Consider the following 17,643-nt stretch of genomic DNA (forward strand, 5'->3'; position numbering starts at 1 on the left):
ATGAACTACGGGGATGATCAGACGTGCATGCGCATTCGGGGGAATGGCGCACGCGCGTTCTGGAGGGGAGCAATGCTAGTGCTGGGGCTCGTCACAGCCCCGAACTGGGCAAGCGGCGCGGACGCGCCGGTCGGCGACCAGGCGCCGATGCAAGCGCCCGATCTCGGCGTCGCGCCGGTCGCGACGATCGCACCGGCCCGGACACGCTTTCTGTCGCTCGGTGTCGGCAAATCGGTCGTCATCGACCTGCCGCGTGAGGTCAAGGACGTGCTGGTGGCCGATCCCAAGATCGCCAATGCGGTGATCCGCTCGGCACAGCGCGCCTATATCATCGGCGGCCAAGTCGGCCAGACCAACGTCGTTTTCTTCTCGGCCGACGGCCAGCAGGTCGCCTCCTATGACATCGCGGTGAAGCGCGACCTCAACGGCATGCGCGCCGCACTGCGCCAGTCGCTGCCGGGCGTGCAGATCGAAGGTGTCGGCGACAGCGTGATGCTGACCGGCTCGGTGTCGAGCCCGGTCGAAGCCCAGCAGGCGGGCGACGTCGCCGCGAAGCTGGTCGGCGGCTCGGAGAAGGTCGTCAACAATATCGTCGTGCGCGGCCGCGACCAGGTGATGCTCAAGGTCGTCGTCGGCGAGGTGCGCCGCGACATCGTCAAGCAGATGGGCGTCGATCTCAGCGCCAGCCTGAACGCCGGCACCGCCGTCGTGCAGTTCAACAATTCCAACCCCTTCTCGGTCAGCGGCGGTCCGCTCGTCAGCAACAACGGACTCGGCGTCGCCGGCCTCGCCAAGGGCGTGGCCACCGTCACCGCCACGATGCGCGCGATGGAAAGTGCCGGCGTGATGCGCACGCTGGCCGAGCCGAGCCTGACGGCAATCTCGGGTGAATCGGCGACCTTCATCGCCGGCGGCGAATTTCCAATCCCCGCAGGCTATTCCTGCGATCCGACCACGCATGTCTGTACCACCCAGATCACCTACAAGAAGTTCGGCATCTCGCTGAACTTCACGCCGGTGGTGCTCAGCGAAGGACGTATAAGCCTGCGGGTGATGACCGAAGTGTCGGAGCTGTCGAGCCAGAACGCAATCTCGGTGACGCAAGCGCTTTCCTCGGGCTCATCGAGCTCCATCACCATCCCGTCGATCCAGACCCGCCGTGCCGAGACGACGCTCGAGATTCCCTCGGGCGGCTCGATGGCGATGGCCGGCCTGATCCAGCAGCAGACCAAGCAGGCCATCAACGGCCTGCCCGGCGTCGACCAGGTGCCGATCCTCGGCGCGCTGTTCCGCAGCCAGGACTACGTCAACAACGAGACCGAACTGATGGTGATCGTGACGCCCTATGTGGTGCGCGCGGTCGCGCAGAAGGAATTGTCGCGGCCTGACGACGGCTTCGCACCCGCCTCGGATGCGCAGTCGGCGCTGCTCGGCCGCATGAACCGTCTCTATGGCATCGCGCGCCGCGCCGATCCCATCAGCGGCTACCAGGGCGATTTCGGCTTCATCATCGACTGAGACGAGCGGGCGGCTCGACGACGACAGCTTGGGGACGAGGGCAAGAGGGGGAAATCGATGGCGAACACAGCGGCCGATCATAGTGGCAGGCTGCGCCTCGCAGTCGCGCTGACGGGGCTTTCCGTCATGCTGGGCGCGTGCAATACCACCGGCGAGATCGTCACCCAGACGGTGCCGGCCGACTATCGCCAGCGTCATCCGATCGCGGTGCAGGAAGGCAAGCGCTCGATCGTGATCTTCGTCGGCAAGGCTCGCGGCGGCCTCTCGGCCGCACAGCACGCCGATGTCGTCGGCATCGCGCGGGACTGGGTGCGGGAAGGCACCGGCTCCGTCGTCGTCGATGTGCCGGTCGACACCGCCAATGCAAGGCCCGCAGCGGCGACCTATCAGGAGATTCATTCCGTGCTGATGGCCGGCGGCGTGCCGTCGCGCGCCATCGTCCAGCACCCTTACCGCCCCGAGGATCCCGGACTGCTGCCGACCATCCGTCTGAGCTATTCCAGGATCGCCGCCGTCGCAGGCCCATGCGGATTGTGGCCGGAAGACGTGGGGCCGTCTCTGCTCAACCCCGACTACAACGAGAATCGGCCGTACTTCAATCTGGGCTGCGCCAGCCAGCGCAACCTCGCGGCGATGATCGACAACCCCGCCGACCTCGAGCAGCCGCGGGCGGAGACGCCGGTCTATACCGCACGGCGCGACATCGCCTTCGACCGCTACCGCAAGGGTACGTCGACCGCGACTAGTTATCCCGAGGCTGACAAGGCCAAACTCAGCGACACAGGCAAATGACAAGCGGCCACGAAGACCAAGCGGACGATCCGCGGCACCCCGAGGAACACATTGCGCCGGTTCCGCGCATTTCGGTGCAGGCATTTTGCGAGACCGAGCAGACGCTCGCCGCGGTGACCGCGGCGGGTCAGGATCGCCGTCTCGCCAAGGCGCATCTCACCGCCAAGAGCGGCGGCCTTGCCGCAGCGATCGAAGCCTACGACTCGATGCCGACGCCGAACGTGATCGTGATCGAATCCGACGGCACGCGCGACATCCTCGAAGGGCTCGACGACCTCGCCGGTGTCTGCGATCCCGGCACGCGCGTGGTCGTGATCGGCAATCCGAACGATGAAGCGCCCTATCGCGAGCTCGTGCGCCGCGGCGTCAACGACTATGTGCTGGGGCCGGTCGAGACCATCGACGTGGTGCGTTCGATCTGCAGCCTGTTCTCGGCCTCGGAAGCCATCATCACCGGCCGCATCATCGCCGTGGTCGGCGCCAAGGGCGGCGTCGGCGCATCCACCGTCGCGCACAACGTGGCCTGGACCATCGCGCGCGACCTCGCGCTCGATTCCGTCGTGATCGATCTCGACCTCGCCTTCGGCACCGCCGGCCTCGACTACAATCAGGATCCGATCCAGGGCATCGCCAACGCGGTGCTGTCGCAGGAGCGGCCCGATACCGCGCTGATGGAGCGCCTGCTCGCCAAATGCACCGAGCATCTCAGCCTGCTTGCTGCGCCGGCGACGCTCGACCGCGTCTATGATTTCGGCGCGGAGGCGTTCGACGCGATCTTCGACACGCTGCGCATGACCACGCCTTGCATCGTGCTCGACGTACCCCATCAATGGTCGGGCTGGACCCGGCGCGCGCTCGTCAGCGCCGACGACATCCTGATCGTGGCCGAGCCCGATCTCGCCAATCTACGCAACACCAAGAACATGCTGAGCGTGCTGAAGGCGGCGCGGCCCAACGATCGGCCGCCGCTCTACTGCATCAACCAGGTCGGCATGCCCAAGCGGGCGGAGATCGAGGTCAAGGCATTCGCCAAGACGATGGAAAGCCAGCCGATGGCGGTGATTCCGTTCGATTCGAAGCTGTTCTCTGCCGCCGCAAACAACGGCCAGATGATCGCGGAGGTCTCCAAGAACCACCGCACCACCGAGCTATTCCAGAACATGGCCAACCGATTAGCCGGGCGCGGCGACGTGAAGAAGCCGAAACGCTCGCTGCTCGGACCGCTGCTGAAGAAGCTGAAGGGCAGGGGTGGGCGCAGCTCCGCGCCGCATCGCAAGGCGTCGTAACCCGAACGGGACGGCGGGCTATTTGTTGTCGGCGCGCTGCTGTTTCTTCGCCAGGAGCTGATGCAGCGCCGTGACCTTGGCTGCGGCTTCGGCCGGCGGCAGGTCGGCTTTCACGATGGCCTCGGCCTCGGACTGTTTTCCCTGCAGCCCCAGCACGAAGGCAAGATTGGTCCGGATGCGGGAATCGGCGGGACTGCGCTCATGCGCGCGGCGCAGCGTCTCCTCCGCCTTGGACAGATTGTTCTGAAGCACGTAGGACAGTCCGAGGTTGGACAGCACCGACGGCTCGTCGGGCACGATCTTGAGCGCGGTCGCGTAATATTGCTGCGCTTCCTCGTTGCGGCCGAGCTGGTCGAGCACCGCGCCCTGCGCCGACAGGATGTGCCAGTCGGGATCCTCGGGCGTATGCGCGCGGCTCAGGACATCGAACGCCTGTTGGAAATTGCCGTTGTCGGCGAGCGCACGGCCGTAGCCGGCGAGCAGCGCCTTGTTGCTGGGATGGGCGAGCACAGCCTGCTCCATCACCGCAACCGCCTGGGCGCGCTGGCCGGTCTCGCGTAGCGCCTTGCCGTATTCGAGCGAAACATTGGGATCGCTCGGCTTGGCGCGATAGCGCTCGCGCAGAGCGTCCATGTCCGGTTTGGCGTCGACCTTGCTCGCGGTTTCCGGCTGGCCGCCGAGCGCGCCGGTCACATCCTCGAGGCCCATGGTCTGGCAGCCGCCGAGGACCAGCACCAAGAGCGCCGGAAGGAGGAATCTCGCCAGGGGAGAGGCAGGGGACGAACGCTTGGACATACTCTGATCTACCGTCGGCGAATGATCAGAGATGCTTTGCCGATTAACCCTAAATTCCCGTTAAGGACGCGCCGTCCTCGTCGCGGCCTAGTCGACGAATTCGGCGCCGAACTCGCAACCGATACGCCAGCGCAGGCGGCATTGGCGCGAATAGTCGGGCGCAAAGATGATGGTGAATTGCGGCGGCACTTCCAGAAACTCCGCCACGACTTTCACGCCGCCATCGGAGATATCCGTGATCGTGCAGTCCCTCGGCAGCGAGCCGGCGCCAAAATGAATCTTGGCGAGCCGACTGCACACCCGACGTTCGCTTCTCCGGCGATTTACAAGCATTTCGATTGTTCACTTGTTAGATCACGGCCCATCCCGCGGCTCTAAACGTAGCGAACATTCGTTGGAATGTGCTGAGCGAAGCCGGTCGCATTCGAGGCGTAGTGTGCGCATCCCGTTTACGATTGGTTAGGGCTTGCCGGGTCGCCAAAATCGTTCCTGTATTGTTCTTGTCAGGCGCGCCGCGTCCTGCTACCCTCGATTGTACGAGGGAGCAGTCTGGGGCGCGCATGGTTCAGCGGGTTTCTACAGTCGCCTTTGAGGGGATCGAGGCGCGCGCGGTCGATGTGCAGGTGCAGGTCGCACCAGGCCTGCCGGCGTTTGCCATCGTCGGCCTCCCGGACAAGGCCGTGTCGGAGGCCCGCGAGCGGGTCCGCTCGGCGCTGATCGCCTCAGGCCTGGCGCTGCCGGCGCGGCGGATCACCGTCAACCTTGCGCCCGCCGATCTGCCCAAGGAAGGCAGCCATTACGACCTGCCGATCGCGCTCGGGCTGATGGCGGCGATCGGGGCGATCCCGCCGGATGCACTGACGGGCTTTACGGTGCTTGGCGAGCTCGGCCTCGACGGCTCGATCGCACCCGTTGCGGGCGTGTTGCCGGCCGCGATCGGCGCCAATGCGCGCGAGGAGGGGCTGATCTGTCCGGCCGCCTGCGGCTCGGAGGCAGCCTGGGCGAGCCCGGACATCCAGATCATTGCCGCAAGTTCGCTGATCCAGATCGCCAACCATTTCAAGGGCACGCAGGTGCTGTCGCGGCCCTCACCGAAGGTGCATGAGACGGCCGCTTCAAAGCTCGACCTGCGCGACATCAAGGGCCAGGAGAGCGCCAAGCGGGCGCTGGAGATCGCAGCCGCCGGCGGGCATCACCTGTTGATGATCGGCGCGCCCGGCGCGGGCAAATCGATGCTGGCGGCGCGCCTGCCCTCGATCCTGCCGCCGCTGTCGCCGGGCGAGCTGCTGGAGGTCTCGATGATCGCCTCCGTCGCTGGCGAAATTCAGGGCGGTGCGCTGACCTCGCGGCGGCCGTTCCGCTCGCCGCATCATTCCGCCAGCATGGCCGCGCTTACCGGCGGCGGCGTGCGCGCAAAGCCCGGCGAGATCTCGCTCGCGCATCAGGGCGTCCTGTTCCTCGACGAGCTGCCCGAGTTCGATCCGCGCGTGCTGGATTCGCTGCGCCAGCCCTTGGAGAACGGTGAGGTCGCGGTGTCCCGCGCCAATCATCGCGTGACGTATCCGGCGCGCTTCATGCTGGTCGCGGCGATGAATCCCTGCCGTTGCGGCAACGCGTTCGAGCCGGGCTATACCTGCAAGCGTGGCCGCATCGACCGCTGCACGGCAGACTATCAGACGCGCATCTCGGGTCCGCTGATGGACCGCATCGATCTGCGCATTGAGGTGCCGGCGGTGACCGCGGCCGATCTGATCCTGCCGCCGTCGGCGGAAGGCTCCGCCGAAGTCGCCGCGCGCGTGGCCGCGGCGCGCGACATCCAGCTCGCACGCTACGCGGCGGCCGGCCTGCCGCATGTCCGCACCAATGCCGAGGCGCCGGCCTCCGTGCTGGAGGAGATCGCGAGGCCCGACGCGCAGGGCCAGAAGCTGCTGCGCGATGCCGCCGAGAGCATGCGGCTGTCGGCGCGCGGCTATCACCGCGTGCTGCGCGTGGCGCGTACGCTCGCCGACCTCGACGGCGCCGAGAAGATCGGCCGGCTGCATCTCGCCGAGGCGCTGTCCTACCGTGCACTCGCGGAGGATGTGCGCCAGATGGCGTGACAGCCTCGCGTATCAACCCGGCGGTAACGAGTTTCCTTTACGCTCTGCAAACCATAAGGCCCGCAAGTGCCCCCGCGTGGCCTGGCGAGTAGCGTGTCATGTTGCGTTTCAAGATCCTGGCCTCGGTTGTTCCCCTCTTGGCGGCTGCGGTGTTCGCCCGCAGCGAGATCCGGTCGGTCTCCCATCCCTGCATTGCCCTTGGCGAGACCTCGGTCGAGCTCACATCCCTGTTCTGGACGGCCGGCATCCAGGTTGCCTTCACCGAAGATCCCACACAAGCCACCGTACGGGTCCAGATGACCGAGAACGCGGATGCCGCGGATTTTGCGGTAGTCGACGACGGCACCAGCGATGAGCCGGGCGCCTGCGAGGCCAACGCCGCGACGCGCCTTGTCGCGATCTCCGCGCACCCGAGCGATGGCCGTTCCGTGATCTATCTCTCCCCCGACGGGCCCGCTGACTACCGCATCTATGTACGCTCGAAGACGTTCTCGCCGCGCGAGGCCGCGGCATTGATCGTCGGGGCCCGCGGCGGCCACCGCCACCTCCAGGCCGCCTCGCTCTGAGGCGTTAACGCCTCGTCAACCCTGTTTGGAGGCGGCTTCCAAACCTCAAACTGTTCGCAACGCCGGCGGGGACATCGTCACTGGTGGCGATCACAGGGTTTCGGAAAGAGTCGGGGTCGGTAGCGATGGGTCGGACGTTCCGGATCAAGGTGCGCATGCGCCGCTTCAGGCGCCGTCATCCGAGGATCGCCTTCGCGATCCGCTCGTTCGTGATCTTCTCGGCGACGTTCGGCGCCGCCTACGGCTTCATCACCGGCAGCCGGGCCGAGCATTCCGGCTATGATCCGAACGCTTTCGCGATCGGTGCGAGCTTCCTGTTCGCGCTCGCCTGCCTCGGCTTGGCGACGCTGAGCATGCGGCTGCGCTTCGTCAACAAGCGCCTGCGCAAGCTGGCCGCGCATAACGAGGCGCTGATCGACCGCAATTGGGAACTCAAGGAAGCCGAGGAACGCGCCCGCAGCCTGTTCGAGTCGCAGGGCGATCTGATCGTGCTGCGCGACCATCAGGGCCGCATCACCTTTGCCAACGACGCCTATTGCGCGCTGGCGGGCGAGGCGCGCGCCGCGCTGGTCGGCACCCGCTTCGATTTCGACGTGCTGGAGCAGGGCGACAGCGCGCGCGAAAGCAGCGGCACGCGCATCCACGACCAGAAGATCGCAACGCATCTCGGCGCGCGCTGGATCGCCTGGCGCGAGGGCTTCGTGCGCCTCGATGCCGGCCAGCCCGCCGAATTGCAGAGCGTAGGGCGCGACGTCACCGACCGGACCGAGACCGAGCGCGCGCTGTCGGACGCGCGCGACCAGGCCGACGCCGCCAACCGCGCCAAATCGCGCTTCCTCGCGATGGCCTCGCACGAGATCCGCACGCCGCTGAACGGCATCATGGGCATGAGCGGGCTGCTGCTCGATACCATGTTGACGCCGGAGCAGGCGACCTATGCGAAGGCGGTGAAGACCTCGGGCGAGGCTTTGATGGCGCTGATCGAGGAGCTGCTCGACTATTCCAAGATCGAGGCCGGCAAGCTCGACCTCGAGCAACGTTCCTTCGCGCTCTCGACCCTCATCGAGGAGATCACCGAGCTGCTGGCGCCCCGCGCGCAGGCGAAAAATCTCGAGATCGCCGCCTATGTCGACGAGCGCCTGCCGCTCGAGGTCGCTGGCGACGCCGCACGGCTGCGCCAGGTGCTGCTCAACCTTGCCGGCAACGCCATCAAATTCACCGCGAGCGGCGGCGTCGCGCTGATCGTCGAGCCCGGCATCTGGCCGAACGAGATCAGCTTCCTGGTGCGCGACACCGGCATCGGCATCGCGCCGGAAGCGCAGTCGCGCATCTTCCGTGAATTCGAGCAGGCGGACGAACGCGTCGCGCGCACCTATGGCGGCACAGGGCTCGGCCTCGCCATCAGCGAGCGCATCGTCAAGCGCATGGGCGGCCGCATCACACTGGAGAGCGAGCCGGGCAAGGGCTCGACCTTCGAGGTCGCGATCCCGCTTGCGCCGTCGCAAGCCGGCGCGGGACAGACGGCCTTCCCAAGCCCCGACCTTTCAAACAAATCGATCCTCCTGGTCGCCGACGGCATCGAGGCCTCGCTGATCGCACGGCGGCTGGAGCGCTGGGGCAGCCAGACCTGCATGGTCGCGGACGCAGCGGTCGCCGAAGCGCTGCTGCCGGAGCGTTCATGGCATGCCGTGTTGATCGATCGTGCACTCGGCGTGGCCGCAGCGGATCGCCTGGGGGAGGTGGCCCGCAAGCATGCGACGCAGCGGCTGGTGCTGCTGACGCCGAGCTCGCGCCACGAAAAGCTCTCGCCCGCCTTCACAGGCTATCTGGTGAAGCCGCTGCGTGCGGCCTCGCTCGCCGCGCGGCTGGCGCTGACGCCGGAAGTCACGTCGCCCGATCTCGCGCCTGAGCCGCCAGTCGAACCGGCGGAGACAGCAGCAGCGCCGATGAAGGGCCTTTCGATTCTTGTGGCGGAAGACAACGAGATCAACGCGCTCTTGATGCGGTCGCTGCTGACCAAGCTCGGCCACCGCGTCGTCATCGCGGTTCATGGCGATGCCGCGCTGGAATCCTGGCTCGCCGCGGCATCTGCCGGCGCGCCCCATGACCTCGTGCTGATGGATATCCAGATGCCGCAGCTCGACGGCATCGAGGCGACCAAGCGCATCCGCGCGCATGAAGCCCGCGCAGGCGGCCGCCGCACGCCGATCCTGGCGCTTACGGCGAATACGCTGGTGGAGGATCGCTATGCCTGCTTCGAGGCGGGCATGGATGGGTTCTTGATCAAGCCGCTCGACCGCGAGAAGCTCGAGGAGGCGCTGGCGGGGCTCGCGGCGTCGCGGCATCTGGCGGTGTAGCGAGCTCTCTCCACTGTCATTGCGAGGAGCGCAAGCGACAAAGCAATCCAGAATCCCGCCGCGCAAAGATTCTGGATTGCTTCGCTTCGCTCGCAATGACGATGTGAGAAGGGCGGTCGTGACAATCGCAGGGTGGGTTAGCCGGTTAGCCGAAGGCGTAACCCACCACTGTTCGTCTCCGCGGAAACGAAAGAGGTGGGTTACGCTTCGCTAACCCACCCCACGAGCTAACCCATCCTACGAAGCCACTACAGCCGCCGCAGCGCCACGGTCTCCACCACATGGTCCGCGCCCTTCTTCAGGATCAGGGTCGCGCGGGGGCGGGTGGGCAGGATGTTATCCTCGAGATTGGCGAGGTTGGTGCGCTCCCAGATGGCGATCGCGGTGGCGGTGGCCTCTTCATCCGACAGCAGCGCGTAGCGATGGAAGTAGGATTTTGGATTGGTGAACGCGGTATCGCGCAGCGCCAGGAAGCGCTTGATGTACCACTGCCGCAGCGCCGCTTCATCGGCGTCGATATAGACCGAGAAATCGAAGAAGTCGGAGACGACCGGCACCGCCTTGCCGTCGCGCGGCAACTTGCCGGTCTGCAGCACATTGACGCCCTCGACGATCAGAATGTCAGGCTGGTCGATCTCGATCCATTGGTTCGGCACAATGTCGTAAGTCAAATGCGAATAGACCGGTGCGCGCACACGGCGGCGGCCAGCCTTGATGTCGGAGAGGAAGCCGAGCAGCAGCGGCAGATCGTAGCTTTCCGGAAAACCCTTCTTCTGCATGATGCCCTGGCGCTCGAGCACGGCGTTCGGATACAGAAAGCCGTCGGTCGTGATCAGGTCGACCTTCGGACGCGGCGACCAGCGCGCGAGCAGGGCCTGGAGCACGCGGGCCGTGGTGGATTTTCCGACCGCGACCGAGCCGGCGACGCCGATGATGTAGGGCATCTTCCGGTCGCGGATGTTGAGGAACTGACGCTGCGCATAATACAGGCGCTGCATGGCATCGACATAGATCGACAACAGGCGCGACAGTGGCAGGTAGATGTCTTCGACCTCCTGAAGGTCGAGGCGGTCGTGCATCGAGCGCAGCCGATCGAACTCGCCAGGCTCCAGCGTCATCGGCGTATCGTCACGCAATCGCGCCCACTGCTCGCGCGTGAAGATGCGGTAGGGATTATAGATCTGCTCGGGTGCGCGGATATCCATGACCGTTCCCACCTTGGCTAGTCGCCCTTGCGCGACGCTTTCTCTTCCAACCCAGACATCGACGTCCGCTTGTCCAGCGCCGCCTCGACCTCTTCCAGCTTTACGCCGCGTGCCTTGAGCAACACAAGGAAGTGGTAGAGCAGGTCGGCGCTTTCGGCGATCAGATGCGCGCGATCGTTTTCGACTGCTGCGATTACGGTTTCGACTGCTTCCTCGCCGAACTTCTTGGCGCAATGCTCCGCGCCCTTGTCCAGGAGCTTGCGGGTATAGGAGCCCTCGCCACCGGACGCCGCGCGGGCATCGATGGTCTGAGCCAGGTCGTGGATCGTGAAACGCGGCATACAGGATACTCGGAACACGCACCGGCTGGTGAGCCGGTCACTGCCAGCTATGTAGCAGTTTTATGAATGGGAGTCGTCAGGCATCGAGGCGCATGGCCAGCCCGCACCGGGCCATGTGCTCCTTGGCTTCGCGGATGGTGAATTCCCCGAAGTGGAAGATCGAAGCGGCCAGCACCGCGGTCGCGTGCCCGTCGCGGATACCGTCGACGAGATGATCGAGATTGCCGACGCCGCCCGAGGCGATGACGGGGACAGGAATGCTGTCGGCGATGGCCCGGGTCAACGGGATGTCAAAGCCCTGCCTGGTGCCGTCGCGATCCATCGAGGTGAGCAGGATTTCACCGGCGCCGAGCGACACCACCTCCTGGGCATATTCGATGGCATCGATGCCAGTCGAGTTGCGCCCGCCATGCGTAAAAATCTCCCAGCGGTCGGAGCCCCCCGGGCGCTTGACGCGCTTGGCGTCGATCGCGACGACCACGCATTGTTCGCCAAATTTCTCGGCAGCTTCCTTGACGAATTCGCGTCGCGAGACCGCGGCGCTGTTGATCGAGACCTTGTCGGCGCCGGAGCGCAGCAGCGTCCTGATGTGGTCAATGGTCCGCACGCCGCCGCCGACGGTGACCGGCATGAAGCAGGCCTCCGCCGTGCGCCGGACCACGTCCAGCATGATGCCTCGGTTCTCGTGGGTCGCGGTGATGTCGAGAAAGCAGAGCTCGTCGGCGCCCGCGGCGTCATAGGCGATCGCCGCTTCGACGGGATCGCCGGCATCGCGCAGGTCGACGAAGTTGACGCCCTTGACGACCCGGCCGTCCTTGACGTCGAGGCAGGGGATCACGCGCACCTTGAACATCTGTCGTCTCCTAAGCGGCGCGCGCGTTGCGGATCAAGGCGAGGGCAGCCGTGGGATCGAGCCTGCCGTCGTAGAGCGCACGGCCGGCGATCGCGCCAGCGAGCCTCGATGCCCGCGGCGTCAGCATCGCCTTAACGTCCTCGATCGAGGCGAGGCCACCGGAGGCGATCACCGGAATGGAGATGGCGTCGGCCAGCGCGATGGTCGCATCCAGGTTCAGCCCCTTGAGCAAGCCGTCGCGGGCGATATCGGTGAAGATGATGGCTGCGACGCCGGCGTCCTCGAAACGCTGCGCGATCTCCAGCGCGGTCACCTGCGAGGTCTCGGCCCAGCCTTCGACCGCGACCTTGCCGTCGCGGGCATCGAGCCCGACCGCGACGCGGCCGGGGAATTTCTTCGCCGCCGCCTTCACCAGTTCGGGATCGCGCACGGCGGCAGTGCCGATGATGACGCGGCTGATGCCCTTGGCGAGCCAGGCTTCGACGGTGGCGAGATCGCGAATACCGCCGCCGAGCTGCACGGGAATCTTGATCGCGTTAAGCATGGCCTCGACCGCCTGCGCGTTCACCGGCTTGCCGGCAAAGGCGCCGTCGAGATCGACGACGTGCAGATATTCAAAGCCCTGCGTCACGAAGCTCTGCGCCTGCGCCGCGGGATCGAGATTGAACACGGTCGCGCGCGCCATGTCGCCTTGCTCGAGGCGCACGCATTGGCCGTTCTTGAGGTCGATGGCAGGAAAGAGAATCACGGCTTCCATCGCAAAAAGTTCGAGATCAGGGCGAGGCCAAAACGCTGGCTCTTCTCGGGGTGAAATTGCGTGCCCACGGCGGTGTCCTTCGCGACGATCGCGGTGACCGGCCCGCCGTAATCGGCGCGCGCGAGCACGTCCGCCTCATTGGCGGGATTGAGGTGATAGGAGTGCACGAAATAGGCGTGCTGGCCCTTGGGGCCGAGCGGCAGCTTGTTCAGCACCGGGTGCTCGCGCAGCACATCGAGCGTGTTCCAGCCCATGTGCGGGATCTTCAGGCTCTCGTCGCGGGGCGTGATCTTCTCGACATCGCCGGCGATCCAGTTCAGTCCTTCGGTGATGACATGCTCCTTGCCGCGGGTGGCGAAGAGCTGCATGCCGACGCAGATGCCGAACATCGGCCGTGCCTTGACCCTGACAGCTTCGGTGATCGCCTCGACCATGCCGTTCACGGCATCGAGCCCGCGCCGGCAATCGGCGAAAGCACCGACGCCAGGCAGCACCAGGCGGTCGGCACCATAGGCCTGGTCCGGATCACTGGTAACGAAGACTTTTTGCGGATTCTCCAGGCTGCGCGCGGCGCGCTCGAACGCCTTGGCGGCAGAATGCAGATTACCGGAACCGTAATCGATGATGGCAACGCTCATCTTGACCCTCCCGGTTCTGGAAACAATCCGATGATGCCGCCCGCCGGCAGCGGCGGCGGGCTGGAGAATTGCTGACCCGGCACGTTGCGGGTCGGGGGCGGGCCACCGCGATCGACCGCCCATTGATCATTGACGATGCCGCGCTGCTTCTGGCTCCAGCGCTCGAAGAAGCGCCGCTCGGCGGTGTCCTCGTCATCGGCGACGACGACATCGAGCTGGCGCCAGTTACCGCGCGACAGGGTCCAGCGGCGCAGGCTCGAGGCCTCAAAGCCCATCAGCAGGGCAATGATAATGTCGGCGAAGAAGATCGAGATGCGGCCGAGTCCGAGGCTGGACAGCCCCGCATAGAACGCGGCGGCGAAGATCAGCCAGCCGATCAGCGCCAGCCAGAGCCGGTTCCAGAGCAGCCACAACGGGCCGAGCACCATCGCCCAGAAGTGAAAGCCGTCGCGCACGAACACGAACTTGTCGATCGCGCGCAGGTCGGCCCCGCCGGGGGAGGGAGCATGAACTGTGTAGACAGGCATTTTGGATGCCCCGTTCTTGAGGATTGAGTAGAAGCCGCCAGCACCGCCTTGGCACCGCCGAACGAAGAGGTCAGCCGCCGAGCGAGCCCTTGGTGGAGGGCACCTCGCCCGCCGCCCGCGGATCGATCACGACCGCCGCCCGCAGCGCCCGCGCCAGACCCTTGAAGCAGGACTCGGCGATATGGTGGCTGTTCTCGCCATATAGGGTCTCGACGTGGAGAGTCACGCCGGCATTCATGGCGAAGGCATGAAACCATTCGCGCACGAGCTCGGTATCGAACTCGCCGATCTTGTCGCGGGCGAAATCGACCTTGAACACCAGGACCGGCCGGCCCGAGATGTCGATCACGACGCGCGACAGCGTCTCGTCCATGGGCAGGTGGACGTCGGCATAGCGGGTGATGCCGGCCATGCTGCCGAGCGCCTGCTTGACGGCCTGCCCCAGCGCAATACCGGTGTCCTCGGTGGTATGATGATGATCAATGTGCAGGTCGCCCACCGCCTTGACCGAGAGGTCGATGCGGGAATGACGGGCGAGGAGATCGAGCATATGGTCGAAAAAGCCGATGCCGGTCGCGATGTTGGACGCGCCGGAGCCATCGAGGTTCACAGTCACCTCGATGTCGGTCTCTTTGGTCTTGCGCTTGATCGTCGCGGTGCGCATTGGTCCACCTAAGCCGGAAACGGCGGTCTTTTAACAGCCAAATGACGCCTTCGCTACTGCGGGAACGACCTAGCAGGGCGGCACTTGCGTCTATGGTGAGCGGAATTTGGGCCCGGAGCGGCCCGTTGTGCCGCCGCCTCCGACCCCCTAAATCAGGCCGGACAACGAGGTATTTCATGCAGGATTCCCGGAACAGCCTGCCGGTGTGGCACGGCACCACGATTTTGACGGTCCGCAAGGGCGGCAAGGTGGTGGTCGGCGGCGACGGCCAGGTTTCGATCGGCCAGACCGTCATCAAGTCCAACGCCAAGAAGGTCCGCAAGCTCGGCAAGGGCGACGTCATCGGCGGCTTCGCCGGCGCCACCGCCGACGCCTTCACCCTGTTCGAGCGGCTGGAGAGCAAGCTCGAGCAATATCCGGGGCAATTGACCCGGGCCGCGGTCGAGCTTGCCAAGGACTGGCGCACCGATCGCTATTTGCGGCGGCTGGAGGCCATGATGATCGTGGCCGACAAGGACGTCTCCCTGGTCCTGACCGGTACCGGCGACGTGCTCGAGCCGGAGGCCGGCGTGATGGCGATTGGCTCCGGCGGCAATTACGCGCTGGCCGCAGCCCGCGCCCTGCTCGACACCGACAAGGACGCCGAGACCATCGTCCGCCGCTCGCTCGATATCGCCGCCGAAATTTGCGTCTACACCAACCGCAACGTCACCATCGAGAGCCTGTCGAGCGGCTAGAGGATGGCGCCCGCCTACACCTTCCGTCCGATGACCCCGGCCGACCTGCCGCTGATCCGGCGATGGCTCGGCGAGGCGCATGTGCGGGAATGGTGGGGCGATCCGGACGAGCAGTTCGCGCTGGTGAGCGGCGACCTCACTGAGCCAGCGATGGATCAGTTCATCGTGTTGGCCGGGATGCGACCCTTCGGCTATCTTCAGTGCTATCGCCTGACCGCCTGGAATACGGGCTTTGGGCCGCAACCGGAGGGCACGCGTGGGATCGACCAGTTCATCGGCGAGAGCGACATGGTCGCGCGCGGCCATGGCTCGGCCTTCATCCGTCAGTTCGTCGACGCGCAGCTCCGGGACGGCCTGCCGCGCATGGTGACCGATCCCGACCCGCTCAATCTGCGCGCGCTATGCGCCTATGAGAAGGCGGGGTTCGTCCGCGACAGCATGGTGGAAACACCTGACGGACCCGCACTCTTGATGGTGCGCGAGCCGTGACGCTGGCGCACATCCACAAGACCAAGGCTGCTTTTCCGCCGCTTGCATGGGTCGCCATCGCGCTGTTGCTGCTGGCGCTGCAGGCCTCGATCCTGTTCGCGATGGGGCGGGTGCCGATCTGCACCTGCGGCTACGTCAAGCTCTGGCACGGCGTGGTGAACAGCTCGGAGAATTCCCAGCATATCGCCGACTGGTACAGTTTCTCGCACATCCTTCACGGCTTCCTGTTCTATGGGCTGACCTGGCTTCTGTTCTCGCGCCAGCCTTTGCTACCGCTCCCTCTTCCAAGTTTGTCTTGGCCGGCGCGGCTGATCGTCGCCATGTTGATCGAAGGCACCTGGGAGATCGTCGAGAATTCGCCGTTCATCATCGAGCGCTATCGCGCCGGCACGATCTCGCTGGACTATTACGGCGACAGCATCGTCAACTCGGTCTCGGACACGCTGTTCATGGTACTGGGCTTCCTTGCAGCCCGCGGTCTGCCGGTCACGGCCACTATCCTGATCGGGCTCGCCTTCGAGGTCATGATGGCGCTGCATATTCGCGACAATCTGACGCTGAACATTTTGATGCTGATCCATCCGATCGATGCCGTGAAACAATGGCAGTCGGGCCCGCCGATCATCTGACGACCAAAAAAGCGGCTTGTCCCGGCCTGCTTCTGACCCTAGCTAAGACCCATGACAGACTTCTCCCCCCGCGAAATCGTTTCCGAACTCGACCGTTTCATCGTCGGCCAATCCGAGGCCAAGCGCGCCGTCTCGATCGCGCTGCGGAACCGCTGGCGCCGCCAGCAGCTCCAAGGCTCCTTGCGCGAGGAGGTTCTGCCGAAGAACATTTTGATGATCGGCCCGACCGGCGTCGGCAAGACCGAGATCGCGCGGCGGCTCGCCAAGCTGGCCAACGCGCCGTTCCTCAAGGTGGAAGCCACGAAATTCACCGAGGTCGGCTATGTCGGCCGCGACGTCGAGCAGATCGTGCGCGACCTTCTCGAGGTCGCGATCACCCAAGTGCGCGAGCGCAAGCGCAAGGACGTGCAGGCGCGCGCGCAACTTGCCGCGGAGGAGCGCGTGCTCGACGCGCTGGTCGGCGCCAACTCCAGCGCCGCCACGCGGGAGTCCTTCCGCAAGAAGCTGCGCGCGGGCGAGCTTAACGACAAGGAAATCGAGATCGAGACGCAGTCGTCCGGCAGCGGTCTTCCGATGTTCGAGATTCCGGGCATGCCGGGTGCGCAGATGGGCGCGATCTCGATCGGCGACATTTTCGGCAAGTTGGGTGGCCGCAGCAAGACGCGGCGGCTGACCGTGGAGGGCTCGCACGAGATCCTCGTCAACGAGGAATCCGACAAACTCCTGGACAACGATCAGTTGACCCTGGAAGCGATCAGCGCGGTCGAGAATAACGGTATCGTGTTCCTCGACGAGATCGACAAAATCTGCGCACGCGACGGCCGCGTCGGCGGTGACGTCTCGCGCGAGGGCGTGCAGCGCGATCTCCTGCCGCTGATCGAGGGCACCACGGTGTCCACCAAGCACGGCACGGTGAAGACCGACCACATCCTGTTCATCGCCTCCGGCGCGTTCCATGTCGCAAAACCGTCCGACCTGCTGCCGGAATTGCAGGGCCGCTTGCCGATCCGCGTCGAGTTGCAGGCACTGAGCCGCGACGACATGCGGCGCATCCTGACCGAGCCGGAGGCCTCGCTGATCAAGCAATACGTCGCGTTGATGCAGACCGAGGGCGTGACGCTCGACATCACCGACGGCGCCATCGATGCGCTTGCCGACATCGCGGTGGCCGTGAACTCGTCCGTCGAGAACATCGGCGCGCGGCGGCTCCAGACCGTGATGGAGCGGGTGCTGGACGAGATCTCCTTCACCGCGCCCGACCGCAACGGCGACACCGTCCGGGTCGACGCGGATTACGTGCAGAAGCACGTCGGCGACCTCGCCAAGAACGCCGATCTGAGCCGGTTTATTTTGTAATTCCGGGCCAGCGCGCTATCTATGCCGCCGTCGT

At 65.5% G+C, this 17,643-nt stretch carries 19 protein-coding genes; 10 read left to right on the forward strand and 9 right to left on the reverse strand.

The window, feature by feature from the left end; genetic code table 11:
• The 3 genes from MTX21_RS25860 to MTX21_RS25870 are packed head-to-tail and all read left to right on the forward strand — an operon-like array spanning position 1 to position 3,596.
• On the forward strand, positions 1 to 1,518 hold the full coding sequence (locus MTX21_RS25860) for a type II and III secretion system protein family protein (protein ID WP_280967492.1): 1,518 nt from the start codon (positions 1 to 3) through the stop codon (positions 1,516 to 1,518).
• Between the two features lie 57 nt (positions 1,519 to 1,575).
• Positions 1,576 to 2,310: a CpaD family pilus assembly protein gene (locus tag MTX21_RS25865; protein ID WP_280967493.1), complete on the forward strand. Its 735-nt coding sequence runs from the start codon at positions 1,576 to 1,578 to the stop codon at positions 2,308 to 2,310.
• A complete protein-coding gene (locus MTX21_RS25870) occupies positions 2,307 to 3,596 on the forward strand; it encodes an AAA family ATPase (protein WP_280967494.1) in 1,290 nt (429 codons plus the stop codon). Before MTX21_RS25865 ends, MTX21_RS25870 begins: the two co-directional genes overlap by 4 nt.
• A gap of 18 nt (positions 3,597 to 3,614) precedes the next feature.
• Here MTX21_RS25870 and MTX21_RS25875 read toward each other — a convergent pair whose 3' ends face one another.
• A complete protein-coding gene (locus tag MTX21_RS25875) occupies positions 3,615 to 4,391 on the reverse strand; it encodes a tetratricopeptide repeat protein (protein ID WP_280967495.1) in 777 nt (258 codons plus the stop codon).
• A gap of 87 nt (positions 4,392 to 4,478) precedes the next feature.
• Positions 4,479 to 4,724, reverse strand: a complete 246-nt coding sequence (locus tag MTX21_RS25880; RefSeq protein WP_028145870.1) for a PilZ domain-containing protein — start codon at positions 4,722 to 4,724, stop codon at positions 4,479 to 4,481.
• A 227-nt stretch (positions 4,725 to 4,951) separates the two neighbouring features.
• Between MTX21_RS25880 and MTX21_RS25885 the strand changes: the two genes are divergently transcribed.
• The 3 genes from MTX21_RS25885 (at position 4,952) to MTX21_RS25895 (ending at position 9,413) form a co-directional block, all read left to right on the forward strand.
• Positions 4,952 to 6,490 carry a YifB family Mg chelatase-like AAA ATPase gene (locus tag MTX21_RS25885; protein ID WP_280967496.1) on the forward strand — a complete coding sequence of 513 codons (1,539 nt, stop codon included), beginning with the start codon at positions 4,952 to 4,954 and terminating at the stop codon, positions 6,488 to 6,490.
• 98 nt (positions 6,491 to 6,588) lie between these two features.
• Positions 6,589 to 7,056 (forward strand): hypothetical protein, encoded by a 468-nt coding sequence (locus MTX21_RS25890; RefSeq protein ID WP_280967497.1) that lies wholly within the window; start codon positions 6,589 to 6,591, stop codon positions 7,054 to 7,056.
• 125 nt (positions 7,057 to 7,181) lie between these two features.
• On the forward strand, positions 7,182 to 9,413 hold the full coding sequence (locus MTX21_RS25895; RefSeq protein ID WP_280967498.1) for an ATP-binding protein: 2,232 nt from the start codon (positions 7,182 to 7,184) through the stop codon (positions 9,411 to 9,413).
• A gap of 248 nt (positions 9,414 to 9,661) precedes the next feature.
• Here the strand turns inward: MTX21_RS25895 and coaA are convergent, their stop codons facing one another.
• The 7 genes from coaA to hisB form a co-directional block, all read right to left on the reverse strand.
• Positions 9,662 to 10,618 (reverse strand): type I pantothenate kinase, encoded by a 957-nt coding sequence (coaA, locus tag MTX21_RS25900; protein ID WP_280967499.1) that lies wholly within the window; start codon positions 10,616 to 10,618, stop codon positions 9,662 to 9,664.
• Between the two features lie 17 nt (positions 10,619 to 10,635).
• Entirely contained in the window at positions 10,636 to 10,959 is a 324-nt protein-coding gene (locus MTX21_RS25905; RefSeq protein WP_280967500.1) for a phosphoribosyl-ATP diphosphatase, read from the reverse strand.
• A 76-nt stretch (positions 10,960 to 11,035) separates the two neighbouring features.
• Entirely contained in the window at positions 11,036 to 11,812 is a 777-nt protein-coding gene (gene hisF / locus MTX21_RS25910) for an imidazole glycerol phosphate synthase subunit HisF (protein WP_280967501.1), read from the reverse strand.
• A gap of 10 nt (positions 11,813 to 11,822) precedes the next feature.
• Positions 11,823 to 12,560: a 1-(5-phosphoribosyl)-5-[(5-phosphoribosylamino)methylideneamino]imidazole-4-carboxamide isomerase gene (hisA, locus tag MTX21_RS25915; protein WP_280967502.1), complete on the reverse strand. Its 738-nt coding sequence runs from the start codon at positions 12,558 to 12,560 to the stop codon at positions 11,823 to 11,825.
• Entirely contained in the window at positions 12,557 to 13,207 is a 651-nt protein-coding gene (hisH, locus tag MTX21_RS25920) for an imidazole glycerol phosphate synthase subunit HisH (protein WP_027554055.1), read from the reverse strand. Before hisH ends, hisA begins: the two co-directional genes overlap by 4 nt.
• Positions 13,204 to 13,734 (reverse strand): DUF2628 domain-containing protein, encoded by a 531-nt coding sequence (locus MTX21_RS25925; protein WP_280967503.1) that lies wholly within the window; start codon positions 13,732 to 13,734, stop codon positions 13,204 to 13,206. Before MTX21_RS25925 ends, hisH begins: the two co-directional genes overlap by 4 nt.
• A gap of 70 nt (positions 13,735 to 13,804) precedes the next feature.
• Positions 13,805 to 14,398: an imidazoleglycerol-phosphate dehydratase HisB gene (hisB, locus tag MTX21_RS25930; protein ID WP_280967504.1), complete on the reverse strand. Its 594-nt coding sequence runs from the start codon at positions 14,396 to 14,398 to the stop codon at positions 13,805 to 13,807.
• 176 nt (positions 14,399 to 14,574) lie between these two features.
• Between hisB and hslV the strand changes: the two genes are divergently transcribed.
• The 4 genes from hslV to hslU are packed head-to-tail and all read left to right on the forward strand — an operon-like array spanning position 14,575 to position 17,609.
• The gene (hslV, locus tag MTX21_RS25935) at positions 14,575 to 15,135 is read left to right on the forward strand and encodes an ATP-dependent protease subunit HslV (protein ID WP_280967505.1); all 561 of its coding nucleotides are present in this window, start codon (positions 14,575 to 14,577) and stop codon (positions 15,133 to 15,135) included.
• A 3-nt stretch (positions 15,136 to 15,138) separates the two neighbouring features.
• Positions 15,139 to 15,624: a GNAT family N-acetyltransferase gene (locus MTX21_RS25940; protein WP_280967506.1), complete on the forward strand. Its 486-nt coding sequence runs from the start codon at positions 15,139 to 15,141 to the stop codon at positions 15,622 to 15,624.
• Positions 15,621 to 16,253, forward strand: a complete 633-nt coding sequence (locus MTX21_RS25945) for a DUF2585 domain-containing protein (RefSeq protein WP_280967507.1) — start codon at positions 15,621 to 15,623, stop codon at positions 16,251 to 16,253. Before MTX21_RS25940 ends, MTX21_RS25945 begins: the two co-directional genes overlap by 4 nt.
• A 51-nt stretch (positions 16,254 to 16,304) precedes the next feature.
• Positions 16,305 to 17,609, forward strand: coding sequence for an ATP-dependent protease ATPase subunit HslU (gene hslU / locus MTX21_RS25950; RefSeq protein ID WP_280967508.1), 1,305 nt, complete (start codon positions 16,305 to 16,307; stop codon positions 17,607 to 17,609).
• Positions 17,610 to 17,643 lie beyond the last annotated feature (34 nt).

It is taken from the genome of Bradyrhizobium sp. ISRA430 (assembly GCF_029909975.1).
Taxonomy (GTDB): domain Bacteria; phylum Pseudomonadota; class Alphaproteobacteria; order Rhizobiales; family Xanthobacteraceae; genus Bradyrhizobium.

Coding starts and splice junctions, on each gene's coding strand:
- MTX21_RS25860 (WP_280967492.1), top strand. CDS start 1: ATGAACTACGGGGATGATCAGACGTGCATGCGCATTCGGGGGAATGGC.
- MTX21_RS25865 (WP_280967493.1), top strand. CDS start 1,576: ATGGCGAACACAGCGGCCGATCATAGTGGCAGGCTGCGCCTCGCAGTC.
- MTX21_RS25870 (WP_280967494.1), top strand. CDS start 2,307: ATGACAAGCGGCCACGAAGACCAAGCGGACGATCCGCGGCACCCCGAG.
- MTX21_RS25875 (WP_280967495.1), bottom strand. CDS start 4,391: ATGTCCAAGCGTTCGTCCCCTGCCTCTCCCCTGGCGAGATTCCTCCTT.
- MTX21_RS25880 (WP_028145870.1), bottom strand. CDS start 4,724: ATGCTTGTAAATCGCCGGAGAAGCGAACGTCGGGTGTGCAGTCGGCTC.
- MTX21_RS25885 (WP_280967496.1), top strand. CDS start 4,952: ATGGTTCAGCGGGTTTCTACAGTCGCCTTTGAGGGGATCGAGGCGCGC.
- MTX21_RS25890 (WP_280967497.1), top strand. CDS start 6,589: ATGTTGCGTTTCAAGATCCTGGCCTCGGTTGTTCCCCTCTTGGCGGCT.
- MTX21_RS25895 (WP_280967498.1), top strand. CDS start 7,182: ATGGGTCGGACGTTCCGGATCAAGGTGCGCATGCGCCGCTTCAGGCGC.
- coaA (WP_280967499.1), bottom strand. CDS start 10,618: ATGGATATCCGCGCACCCGAGCAGATCTATAATCCCTACCGCATCTTC.
- MTX21_RS25905 (WP_280967500.1), bottom strand. CDS start 10,959: ATGCCGCGTTTCACGATCCACGACCTGGCTCAGACCATCGATGCCCGC.
- hisF (WP_280967501.1), bottom strand. CDS start 11,812: ATGTTCAAGGTGCGCGTGATCCCCTGCCTCGACGTCAAGGACGGCCGG.
- hisH (WP_027554055.1), bottom strand. CDS start 13,207: ATGAGCGTTGCCATCATCGATTACGGTTCCGGTAATCTGCATTCTGCC.
- MTX21_RS25925 (WP_280967503.1), bottom strand. CDS start 13,734: ATGCCTGTCTACACAGTTCATGCTCCCTCCCCCGGCGGGGCCGACCTG.
- hisB (WP_280967504.1), bottom strand. CDS start 14,398: ATGCGCACCGCGACGATCAAGCGCAAGACCAAAGAGACCGACATCGAG.
- hslV (WP_280967505.1), top strand. CDS start 14,575: ATGCAGGATTCCCGGAACAGCCTGCCGGTGTGGCACGGCACCACGATT.
- MTX21_RS25940 (WP_280967506.1), top strand. CDS start 15,139: ATGGCGCCCGCCTACACCTTCCGTCCGATGACCCCGGCCGACCTGCCG.
- hslU (WP_280967508.1), top strand. CDS start 16,305: ATGACAGACTTCTCCCCCCGCGAAATCGTTTCCGAACTCGACCGTTTC.